This is a genomic window from Stenotrophobium rhamnosiphilum (assembly GCF_003052265.1).
GTDB lineage: Bacteria > Pseudomonadota > Gammaproteobacteria > Nevskiales > Nevskiaceae > Stenotrophobium > Stenotrophobium rhamnosiphilum.
This window is the reverse complement of the sequence record NZ_QANS01000002.1, coordinates 779,529-790,322: the sequence shown is the minus strand read 5'-3', so window position 1 is coordinate 790,322 and position 10,794 is coordinate 779,529. Positions and strand designations below refer to the sequence as shown.

General features: G+C 53.7%; 9 protein-coding genes. 4 read left to right on the top strand and 5 right to left on the bottom strand.

What is annotated here, in order from left to right; translation table 11 throughout:
* The first annotated feature begins 8 nt into the window (after positions 1-8).
* Complete coding sequence (locus CJD38_RS18900; RefSeq protein WP_366511321.1) at positions 9-155, top strand: energy transducer TonB; 147 nt, start codon at positions 9-11, stop codon at positions 153-155.
* Between the two features lie 2 nt (positions 156-157).
* Positions 158-1,438, top strand: coding sequence for a tetratricopeptide repeat protein (locus CJD38_RS07580; RefSeq protein ID WP_107939687.1), 1,281 nt, complete (start codon positions 158-160; stop codon positions 1,436-1,438).
* An 87-nt stretch (positions 1,439-1,525) separates the two neighbouring features.
* Here the strand turns inward: CJD38_RS07580 and CJD38_RS07575 are convergent, their stop codons facing one another.
* Positions 1,526-2,371, bottom strand: a complete 846-nt coding sequence (locus tag CJD38_RS07575; RefSeq protein WP_107939686.1) for an SDR family oxidoreductase — start codon at positions 2,369-2,371, stop codon at positions 1,526-1,528.
* 160 nt (positions 2,372-2,531) lie between these two features.
* Here CJD38_RS07575 and CJD38_RS07570 point away from each other — a divergent pair, with 160 nt between their 5' ends.
* On the top strand, positions 2,532-2,948 hold the full coding sequence (locus tag CJD38_RS07570) for a DUF2721 domain-containing protein (RefSeq protein WP_107939685.1): 417 nt from the start codon (positions 2,532-2,534) through the stop codon (positions 2,946-2,948).
* 73 nt (positions 2,949-3,021) lie between these two features.
* Here CJD38_RS07570 and CJD38_RS07565 read toward each other — a convergent pair whose 3' ends face one another.
* The 4 genes from CJD38_RS07565 to CJD38_RS07550 all read right to left on the bottom strand — a co-directional run bounded on the left by CJD38_RS07565 (position 3,022) and on the right by CJD38_RS07550 (position 10,001).
* Positions 3,022-5,379: a DUF6351 family protein gene (locus CJD38_RS07565; protein WP_107939684.1), complete on the bottom strand. Its 2,358-nt coding sequence runs from the start codon at positions 5,377-5,379 to the stop codon at positions 3,022-3,024.
* A gap of 133 nt (positions 5,380-5,512) precedes the next feature.
* Complete coding sequence (locus CJD38_RS07560; protein ID WP_161554183.1) at positions 5,513-6,523, bottom strand: glutathione S-transferase C-terminal domain-containing protein; 1,011 nt, start codon at positions 6,521-6,523, stop codon at positions 5,513-5,515.
* Between the two features lie 20 nt (positions 6,524-6,543).
* Positions 6,544-8,862, bottom strand: coding sequence for a TIM-barrel domain-containing protein (locus tag CJD38_RS07555; RefSeq protein ID WP_107939682.1), 2,319 nt, complete (start codon positions 8,860-8,862; stop codon positions 6,544-6,546).
* 56 nt (positions 8,863-8,918) lie between these two features.
* Entirely contained in the window at positions 8,919-10,001 is a 1,083-nt protein-coding gene (locus CJD38_RS07550) for an MBL fold metallo-hydrolase (RefSeq protein ID WP_107939681.1), read from the bottom strand.
* Positions 10,002-10,067: 66 nt separating this feature from the next.
* Between CJD38_RS07550 and CJD38_RS07545 the strand changes: the two genes are divergently transcribed.
* The gene (locus CJD38_RS07545; protein ID WP_107939680.1) at positions 10,068-10,790 is read left to right on the top strand and encodes a TetR/AcrR family transcriptional regulator; all 723 of its coding nucleotides are present in this window, start codon (positions 10,068-10,070) and stop codon (positions 10,788-10,790) included.
* Positions 10,791-10,794: the final 4 nt, after the last annotated feature.

Genomic DNA, 10,794 nt, shown 5'->3' with positions numbered 1-10,794 from the left:
CCGTCGTCATCGAAGCCCAGCCACCAAACGTCTTCAACGAAGCCGCCAAGCGTGCTGTTCTGAAATTCAAATACAAGCCGCGTGTTGAGAATGGCAAGCCGGTATCGGTGCCCCATGTTCAGCACTTGATCTCATTCAAGATGGAAAAGAAGTAGCCATGCGCATCCTTCGCTCTCTCGCAGTTGTGTTGTGCGTGGCGTTGGTGTCGCTGTCTGCGACCCAAACGTTTGCTGCTGATAAACCCAAACCTGTTAAACCGCAGACTCGCCAAACGCAGGTGATCCGCGCAGAAGTCTATAAAAAGATGGATGCCGCACAGAAGGCTTTCGAAGCCAAAGACTACAACGGTGCACTGTCGACGCTCGACAGCATTAAAGCCGGTTACGAAAAACTCAACGATTACGAAAAAGCCTCGCTATGGAATATGTACGGCGCGACGTACTACACCAAGGGCGATATGCGTGCTGCCATCAATGCGTACATCAATGTCTTGCAGCAGAAAGATCTGCCAGAAGGCTTGAAGAACGCGGGTCTGCAAACGCTTGGACAGCTCTACTTCATCATTGAGGAATACGACAAAGCGATTGCAGTCGTTAAGAAGTGGATGTCGGTGATGACTTCGCCATCACCTGATAGCTACGTGTTGCTGGCTCAGGCGAATTACCAGAAAAAGAATTACGCAGAAACTGAACGTAATCTGATCGAAGCACTCACCATTGCGAAGACGCAGGGTATTACGCCGAAAGAAAACTGGCTCGCTTTGCTGCGCGCCGTTTATTACGAGAAGAAGCAGTATGTGAAGTCTGCAAAAGTTCTCGAAATTCTGGTTTCGCTGTATCCCGAAAACGGATCGTATTGGCAGCAGCTGGCCGGTATGAACGGTCTATTGGAAAAACAGCAAGAGCAGATGAATATTCTGCACGGTGCTTATCGCGCAGGACTGCTCAAGAGCGAGGGCGATTATCTCAATCTGGCGCGCTTGTACATGGTTTATGAGATTCCGTATCCAGCAGTGCGACTGCTTGCGAAAGGCATGACGGCCAAAATTATTAAGGTGAATGCTGAAACGCTACAGCTGTATGCGCAGGCCTTGGTGATGGCGAAGGAATACGATCGTCAGATTCCAGTGCTGAAGAAACTCAGCGAAATGACGGGCGAATCCAAGCACTTCGTTTATCTGGCGCAGGCTTATTTCCAGCTTGATAAATGGCCCGAGGCAGCAGACGCACTTCGATCAGCGCTGAAGGCTAAGAACGTCAACAAGCCAGCCGAGATTCAGGTGCAGCTCGGTAATGCGCTGTATAACGCCGGCAAGCTTGAACAGGCACGTGAAGTGTTTGAAGCTGCGGCGAAGAATCCGAGCACGGCAGAGTCCGCAAAGAACTGGGTGAAGTTTGTCACCACCGAAATCGATAGAAAGAAGGCGTTGGCAAAATAATTTGCGTACAACGATCCGGTTCATTTGATCTGTAGACGATAAAGCCCACGCAAGTGGGCTTTATCGTTTCAATCAAGCATTCGACGGCTACTGAATCCAACTCTCGCTTTCTTTCCACAGGCGAGCGGCAAGCACGGTGTCTTTTGCCAAGGCAGACGGTTCTCGCAGTTTGCACTCTTCGTAAAACAGACCAGTTTCTTCGGCGACGTCCGGAGACAAGGCGCAATAGAGCGTTGTAGCTGCGCCTTCTTCGTCGCTGATCATGAAGTACTTCATCAAGCGATCAATCGGCCATGGCACGGCGCGCCAAACGTTGGTGGCAACAACGCCTGGATGCAGTGAATAAGTCGTCACACCCGTGCCTTTGAGGCGGCGAGCAAGTTCACTGGCAAAAAGCACGTTGGAGAGTTTGGCGACGCCGTATTCGGGAAAACCGGTGAGTGTCTTGGTGTTGTCTTTCAGCTTGCTGAAATCAATAGCTTTAGGATCTCGGTGTGCTTCGCTGGCAACGACGACAATGCGTGCGGGTGCAGAAGTTTTGATGCGATCAAGTAATAGTTGCGTCAGTAGGAAATGGCCCATGTGGCAGACGCCAAACGTCATTTCAAAACCAGAAGCGGTGCGCCCCTTGTTTCCGGCAATGCCGGCATTCTCGACTAACAGATGTAGAGGAAGATCACGCGCTAGAAATGACGCTGCGCACTGGCGAACCGAATTGAAATCGCCAAGATCCAGAGAGAGCACTTCCGCTTTGGCGCTATTGCCACTGAGCGCCGCTATCGCATCGACCACCGCCTGACCGCGTTCGATAGATCTGCAGGCCAGAAAAACGTGATAGCCGTTTAAGGCCAGTTCACGAGCGGTGATGCGACCGATGCCGGAGTTGGCACCAGTAACGATTGCGACTTTTCCATTCAAGGTAACGCTTGTCATCCTTAACCTACCTGATTGATTGCGATCCAGCTTGGCGTCGATCATCTTCTTTATTGAGAGGCGATGGAATAGTTTTTTCTGCTCTGTCCTGATGGCTTTAGCCAGCAAAATCAAGGGGCGATGCGCGATAATGCGCCGAACTGGACCCGTAGAAACGAAGATGGAACTACTAAACTACAACGCCCCCGGATTACTTTTCCCAGCTATTTCCTTGCTGATGCTGGCCTATACGAATCGCTTTCTGGGGTTGACGAGCGCGTCACGCGGATTGGTTTTGCAGTACCGCACCAAACCCGATATTCGATTGTTACGACAGGTAGAGAGTTTGCGTGAGCGACTTTCACTGGTTCGACATACGCAGGCGATGGGCGTGACCAGTCTGTTGTTTTGCACGACGTGTTTGTTTGCACTGTTTCTTGATAGCCAGCTGACAGCTCGCTTCGCATTTGCGGGTGCGCTGCTGTTCATGATGGCATCGTTAGTTGTTTCGCTGCGTGAAATTTATTTGTCGGTTAGAGCGATCAACATCGAGTTCGATAGCCTGCTAAGAGATGCACAAGCTGACGATCATCGCTAAGCGCAATTATCAGCAGCCAATAAAAAAGAGCGCCTGATTTTTATCAGGCGCTCTTTTGTTTTTCTTGCGTCAATTATTTTAACGACGGATATCCAGAAAAAGCAGGTGCTGCCCAGCCCGCTGCAGAGTTCGCAGGAATCGTAGGTAACGGTGTGCCGCCGTAAATTACTTTGCCGTTCGGCTTCTGATACGTCTGCCAAGGAATGGTGCCTTGTTGGCTCACGCCGGGCTTGCTGTAGTCGCAAACGCCTTCCGGATATAGCTTTTGCATCTGCGACCACTGCGCATCATTGAGACTGGCGAGGCCGGTGTAGTCGCTGCGAACCAATGGTTTCAGTTGGCACTTGTTGGTGTCAGTACTGATCGCATCGCCTGCAACCATACGTGGCGTGCCATAGACCGGCACAACGAGATCTGGGCACAAACCATCGGTGAGTTTTTGGCCAACGCCATCAAAGCAAGCGTCTTTGATATCGGCGGGTTTCTTCGCAACGATTTTTTGAGCGAGTGGGGTGGGGCTGACATCTTTCTCAACCTCTGAGAGCCAACGATCCATCGCAACAAAACTGTTCTTGGCGCATTCGTTGTCGCCCATGATCAGGATCGGCCCTTCCCAGATCACTTGATTGTCGTGATTGCCATGTTCGCGATCCAGTCGTGCGCGAACCGCAAACGCGCGATAGGAATCATGGAATGCAGCTGGATCGGGTCCGCGGCAATCAATGATCGCGGTGCGATTCAGATTGTTGGTTTCGTTGATCAAGCCAGTGCGATACGCATTGCTCAACGCAGGTTCATCCGCAGCGGTGCGTGTGGGGATGGGTTTGATATCCACATCGAGGCCGCCGATCTTGGTGTTGAGATCGATAAATTGATCCACCAGAATGGTGCCCTTCTGTAGCGCGCCTAAACCGTATTGAACGCCGACGTTGTCAACGGCGAGACCGCCGAAGCCGCGACCCAATGCTTTCTCGTTGGGACTCCAAACTGATGATGGACGTGGACCAAACAGATTGATCGCTGCATCAATCACCGAGCAGCGCACACCACTTGGATTAGTCATCGGATCGTAGCGCTGTGCATCGCTGATGCCTGCACAAGGGTCAGTTGGCACCACAACATGAAATTGTGCGTTGTCGCTGACGATGGAGTTAACGATGGTGACGTGGCCTTGCACATCCGCCATCTGTGTTGGCAACCAAGCGACACCTGATCCCCATTTTGATGGATCGAGAAAATAAGCGAGCGTCAGATGGTAGTCCGCAAACTGCGTTGCAACGCTCCATGCATCTGGGAAAGAGCAGGTCGGCAGAATGCCTTGATAGATGCCGGGATACGCATTGGCTACCCACTGCATCGCGAGTGAGCCACCGGAGCAGCCTTGGCCGATGGTGTAGCGCAGCGTGCCGTACTGTTCGATCACGCGCTCTTTGGCCATGATCATCGACTCAGCTTGCACAGCAACATTGCAGTTGTGTCCGCTGTTGTTGAGTGCCGTCGACATCACGGCAAAGCCTTGGCTGAGCGCATTTTTAGTCGCGTCGACCAACACTTCGATTGGTAAGCCTATGGGGATGTTGCCACCAACAACGGGGATCGCTGTGCCGTCACCGGGTGCTACGGTGGGCGCGTTGCCAGACTGATACTCCACTCCACAGCTAAAGCCATGGTTGATCACCAGCTTGTGATTGAATTGTGGTTGCGGTTTGGTCGCACTCCATGATTCATCGGGCTGATACAACACGGCAATCTTGTATTGGTCACGATCTTGATAGCCAGTTTCAACGCGCACGATAAACGGAACCGTAACGCCGTTCTGCGTTGTGGTGTCGGCGACATCACTTGCAGGACTCGCAGGGTCGTAGGGTTGCAGCCCCGCTTTTGTCGAATCCGTGGATTTGTACAGATAGCTGTATTCCACCGGCTGGTTGCACTGCGCGTCGGTCGCCGCTGCGTTGCGGCAAGTCCAAGGCTGCAACTGCGGACCTGAAATGACTGGACCGCCTTGTGGGTGATTCACAATCGAATACGAACTGCTGCTGCCATCAGGGAATTTGGCAGTGATCATATTGCCGCCGAGCTTGAGCCCGCTGACCAAGCCCATGTAATTGCCGCTGTCATCGGTAGAAAACTGCGAAGTAATATTTTTGCCGTTGAGATCCATCTTTACCGCAGAAGCGGCTACGCCAGCAGGCAGAGTGACTTGCACCAGTGCATCGCCACCGTTGATGAGATCTGCGCGGTTGGACAACACATGAATCGCGTCGCCATTCACCGGCCCGCTGCTGCCCGTGACATTGCTGTTGCCGCTAACAGGCGAGCTGCGAGAGCAAGATAGAAGCACGACGCCGCAAAGGGCAGTCAGCGCGATACGCAAAGTGATACTGAATACGGAATGACGCCCGCCCGCACGGGTTCTGTCGTGGTACATGGGAACTCCTCCAAAGGATTGAAATATGTCGGTCTAACGCCGACATTTATTTGCTGCTGCCTTAAGCATGCACCAGCTTTGGAGGAAAAGCTTGTTTATTGGGGTGCATTTCCCATGCTGATCCAGCGCTAGATCAGTTGGCCACCTTAAGCCACGGTAAACAGCCTGTTTCTGCCAGTAAAGGTTCAAGTTGGGCGCGTGCGGCTGCGGGCAGCGCCTGCCAGCGGCGCAGGATTTCAACGTAGCACTTGCCTTGATAGGCAAAGGCGTCTTGCGTGTAAGTGTGGCCTTCAATTGCAACGCGGACTTCTTTCTCGCCAGCTTTAAGGGCCGTCGCATTGGCGTGCAGAAAGGGCAGGTACTCGGCGCCGATACGTGCAAGTAAGGCCTTGCGTGTTTCTGCGGCCCATGCAGCTTGTGGTTGCCATTCGCCTTCAACGCCAGACGCATCATCAAGCACCATCACCCAGCCTTCGAGTATCGGCGCTTCTTTGCGAAGAATCGTGAGTGGCCATGGATCGGTCGAGAGCTGTGCGAGTTGGCCGAAGAGCGCGAAGTCTGCGAGTGAAGGGCGCGTGCCGAAAAGATAGTGTTCGCCGCCAAGTTTGGCGCCAAGAATATGCAGCATCTTGATGTAACTGCTTTCAATCAGCTCAGCAGTTGCGGGTGTACTGCCCACCAGTGCCATACGGCTGCGCTGACGATCATGGAAGAATTTTGCGAAGGCTTGTCCCTGTGCATCTTGTGGCGTCGGCAGTGAGTCTTGTGCAATCCAGTTTGCGGCCCAAGCTGCGGTCACGTCTTCTTTCCAGCGATGATGGAACATCCATTTGGTGCCCCATTCATCGGCATAGTCTTCAATCAGATGGCAGACGAATGCATCAGCAGCATCCGGCGGAATGATCGAGCGCTCGCTGTGGCGTGCTTCGAGTTCGTGTGCAAGGGGTGTGGAGTCGATGCGGTAAGTGCCATCTGGAAAACGCAGGATCGGAATCAACTTCGGTTTGATTGCGTCAATTTCAGGCGACATCTTCGGGCGGGTTAATCGCCAGATGTGTGGGATACGGCGATAGCGCATCACTGCGCGCAACTTGCGCGAATAGGGCGATGGATTTCCGCCAATCAATTCGTAAAGTGTATCCATCGTCATGAGCCCTATTTGTTTTAGAACGGTTTGGAACCGCAACGGAAGAAGTAAGGCAGCGAACTGATGGGCGCGCTGACATTGATATGTGCCGGGCCACTAAATGACGCACCCGTGTCCGGCTGCCGCCAGCAGCCCTTAGGGAAATACACATCGCGCGATGTTGCACCTTGTGTCACGACCGGCGCAACGAGGACATCATTGCCGAGCAAGAATTGCTGATCTTGCGTGTAGCCCTCGCGATCATCCGGATACACCAACCATAACGGGCGCGTTACCGGTATGCCGGTGGTTTGCGCTTCGGCCCACAATTTCAAAATTAGCGGTTTGGCTTTGATGTGCAACTGCGCCATCTGCGTCCAGATGGTTTGAGTTTCAGCGTCGTAGTTCCAGGGCATGCGTGGCCCATTGGTTGATGAGTTGTGTACGCGGAAGATTGGTGTGAGCGCTGCTAACTGCGACCAACGAATAAATAATTCTTTAGTCGGTGCGCCAGTGAGTTGATCCAGATAACCACCGATATCCGTGGTGTAGCCATAAGCGCCGCCGACGCCACGATTGAGCATGTCGGTGATTGATGAGGCCAGACCGTTAGAGCGGCTCCAGTCCGTCATGTTGTCTCCGGGAAAGTTGGCGTTCTCATGTGCAGCTGAGCCAGTGCGACCAGAGTAGCCCGAGCGATTAAAGAAATAGAACGCGCCACCTGCAGTCTTGGCGCGATCCGGATGCTCAGACTGATATTGGTCTAGCACAGCGCGCGTTGTGGCGTGATAGATCGCCGGATACTTGTTGTGCATCGTCAAGCCCGTCTCGCCATTCGCAAAGACCATGTCGGTCATCACGCTCTCGCCGAAGTCCTGCATGAAGCCGTCGGCGCCAAGATCGAGCATCAAGCGAATGCGATCACTCCACCAACTTACAGCCGCGGGATTTGTGTAATCAATCGCCAGCGCTACGCCTGTAATAAACGGCGAGCCGAAGACATAACAGACGTTGAGCAATGGCACTTTGCCGCAATAACCATTGGTCAATGCTTCAGTGAAGTATTGAGGGTTCTCAGTGTTCGCTGCATCGCGCGCTGAATAGGCGCGGATGTACATCATCGGGTGATATTGCTTGGCACGGATGCGCGACACGATGCCTGCAAGCTGATCGCGCGAGATGAAATCCCAGCCTTCAATTGAATACGAGGTGATCGGCAGCTGGTCTTTTTCAATGCGATCAAGATCAGCATTGACCTTGGCGGTGTAGGTCTCGGCTGTATCTGCGTCTGCCGATAAAACTTTTACGCCACGCAATAAAGTGGGTCCCAGTGCCCAAGCCGGCGGCACACGATGGCGGCCGTTGATGCCGGTCAGCGTTTTGATTTTCTGCTGAACGTTGCCCGGAGCAACGACATAACGCAGCTCTGATGACGCTGCAGAAACCTGCCATGCATCTGGCCGCGCACTGTAGGCCAGCTTAAAGCGCGCCAACTCGCTGTTCTCCAGCAGAAATCCATAAGGGCGCGATGAATAGAACAAGGCTTGCGGATAGTAAGCAGCGGTTTCGCCATTGGGGAATTGATACGTTGCACCGCCAATACCGGGAATGACATCAACACCTGGCTGCAACGGGCCTGCGCCAAAATTCTCTTGCGTCACCCAATTCGGAAAAGTGCGACCGCGTTGCGATAGAGAATTGTGGCGTCCACCAAAGCCGAAGAATTCTTCGTCAGTGCCGGAGTCAAAACTATCTGCGATAGCGACAACGCCAGTCGATGGCGTCAGCGTTGCGCGGACTTGCAGCGCTTGTAAACCACTCTCGTCCGGCTGCAGCGTAAGCGTGAGTGTGCGACCCGTTGGATCATTGGTCGCAACTGTGAGTGTTGCAGTGTTGCCATTACAACTAGCTTGAGTGACGCTCGTCGCCGCGTATTGAATGCCCGCATCACCGGCCAGCAAGAGATTGCCTTGCCAAGGTGCAGCTGGAAATTGCACGTTCACTGCGCCGCCAACTTCGAAAGTAAACGGTGAATACAGCGCCTGATCCGGAAACATGTCATTGCCTGCGCCGGGCTCTGGCACATTCACTGGCAGGTAAGGTGAGGGCAGCGTGTTCGCAACTTGTTGTAGCACTGCTGTGCCGGACGCATCTTCATATCGGATGCGCAAAGGATTGCGTTGAATGACGGCGCGACTGCCCAAGCCTTGGACAGTAATGGGTGCGCTGATATCTGCAGGGCACTCTGCACGCAATGCTGCGATGCCGTGCGCTTGAGATGTGGGTGATTCACTGCGGCTGCAGGCTGAAATCATCAGCACTGCCAACGGCAGGCACAGCAATGTGGCCTTGCTCATTCTCTCCTCGCTTGTGCGGAGCGGGGCTCATAGGCCCCGCTCTCGTTTATTTATATTTAAGCTGCGCGACGTGCCGAAACGATTGGTGCTTTGTACAAGGTGCCGTAACTCAGGTCGCCAACGAGCACCGTTGGGCTAGTGCGTGGGAACAGCCAGTAGCCGTGCGATTCAGAACTTGGCGCCACATTCGGATAGCCTTCGATACGACGTGAAGGTCCTGCGATTTCTTTTTCCTGCACCATCGAAATGTACTGGTCGATCGCGTATTCAGCGGTGTTGCCGTTCAGAACAACTTCTGCACCGGTGACGCGTGCAAAGTCAGCGACGCCCGGAACCTTGGAGTTCTTCGGCGCGTAGGCGTCAAGCGACACGCCGTTTTCGCTGGTAACAAAGATGCCGTCATCGGTCGAAGCAACGATGGAGTGATTGCCTTCGGTGTGGCCCTTGGTACGTACGAGCGCAACGCCTTCGCCGAGGAAAATATCGTCTTCGATGAAGATCAGCTTCGATTCATCAACGCCCGCAATGCCGCCTGGGCAGTACCACTGGTTATGCCAAGGGATTAGCGACTTGGTCGACTCCCACTCTTCGCGTGTGATCAGCAGTTTTGCGTTCGGGAAGATTGCAGGTTGGCCATTGGCACCGAGCCAACGCGTGACGTTCTGAGTGTGCAGATGGTCGTAGGTGAGGTAATCAACCTGCGAAGGATCGAGCCCAATTTCTGCAAGGCATTGCAGAACCGTATTGGTTTTCTTGGAGATCAGGTTTTCGCCAATCGAAGCGAAGGGGCCTGCTGAATCTGCCAGCTGTCGGAAGAACGGCGTCTCGCGTGCGTTCTCCCAATCTGACGGAGAGGCCAGCATCGTCTTGATGCCTTCTGGGCTGTTGAACTGAATCACGAATAAGCGATTGCACAAATGCAGCAGCGGCGAGAACGATTTCCAAGCATTGAGATAACCGAACTTGGTCGGGTAGGGCACGCGCACCAATTCGAAGGAGCGGTAATACGTGACCTTGGATTGACTCAATAGCTCGCGACGAAAATCTTTCGATGCCTCGCGGACATTTTCAACGCGCTCCAGGGGGCGGGCGGCTAGGCGGGTGCCTTCAAAGTGCGAGCTTTTGCGAATGACGGACATGGTTCTGCGGCCTTTACAGGTAATAGATAATTTGGAAAATATATCTTTTCTGATTAGACTGCAAGCATGCCAAGCCCTAAAACGAAAGCCAAAAAGGCCACCGCCCAGCGCAAACGGACAGCCGCCCCGGCACCCAAGCCGCGAGCTGCCCCGCGTGAACGCCGTGGCTACGGTGGGCGTAGCGCAGAAGAATTAAGACTGGAGCGCCGTGAGCGTCTGATCGCCACCGGCCTCGACTTGTTCGCTAGCCGCGGTTATCACCGTACTCAGATCGAATTGCTGTGCACGCAGGCCAAGGTCACTACGCGTCATTTCTACGAAGAGTTCAGCAGTCGCGAAGATTTGTTGGTGGCGGTGTATGAAGGCGTCATCAGTAAGACACGCGTCGTCGTGATTGCGGCGCTGCAGAATCAGAAGCTAACGCCGCAACAACGCATTGCCAATGCGATCAGCGCGTTTGTGCATGCGTATACCGATGATCCTCGCCATGCGCGCATCGCTTGCATTGAAGTCGTCGGCGTCAGTGAAGACATGGCACGTCGTCGTCGTGCAGTGATTCATGAATTTGCGCAGGTGGTCGAAGGCTATGCCAATCAACTTGCAAAGAGTGGCGTGCTGCCAGTGCGCAACTATCACTTGCCGGGTGTGGCGATGATTGGCGCGGTGAATGAACTGATGTCCGAATGGCTCACGGTCGATCATCCGCCAACCGTTGCAGAACTCACCGACGAACTGCTGCAACTATTCGATGCTGTCATCGGCGGCGCGCAGCGTTTGATGAACCCATAAAAGT

What these genes read in the sequence shown, in the direction of transcription:
- CJD38_RS07580 (WP_107939687.1), top strand. Translation starts at nt 158, where the DNA reads ATGCGCATCCTTCGCTCTCTCGCAGTTGTGTTGTGCGTGGCGTTGGTG.
- CJD38_RS07575 (WP_107939686.1), bottom strand. Translation starts at nt 2,371, where the DNA reads ATGACAAGCGTTACCTTGAATGGAAAAGTCGCAATCGTTACTGGTGCC.
- CJD38_RS07570 (WP_107939685.1), top strand. Translation starts at nt 2,532, where the DNA reads ATGGAACTACTAAACTACAACGCCCCCGGATTACTTTTCCCAGCTATT.
- CJD38_RS07565 (WP_107939684.1), bottom strand. Translation starts at nt 5,379, where the DNA reads ATGTACCACGACAGAACCCGTGCGGGCGGGCGTCATTCCGTATTCAGT.
- CJD38_RS07560 (WP_161554183.1), bottom strand. Translation starts at nt 6,523, where the DNA reads ATGGATACACTTTACGAATTGATTGGCGGAAATCCATCGCCCTATTCG.
- CJD38_RS07555 (WP_107939682.1), bottom strand. Translation starts at nt 8,862, where the DNA reads ATGAGCAAGGCCACATTGCTGTGCCTGCCGTTGGCAGTGCTGATGATT.
- CJD38_RS07550 (WP_107939681.1), bottom strand. Translation starts at nt 10,001, where the DNA reads ATGTCCGTCATTCGCAAAAGCTCGCACTTTGAAGGCACCCGCCTAGCC.
- CJD38_RS07545 (WP_107939680.1), top strand. Translation starts at nt 10,068, where the DNA reads ATGCCAAGCCCTAAAACGAAAGCCAAAAAGGCCACCGCCCAGCGCAAA.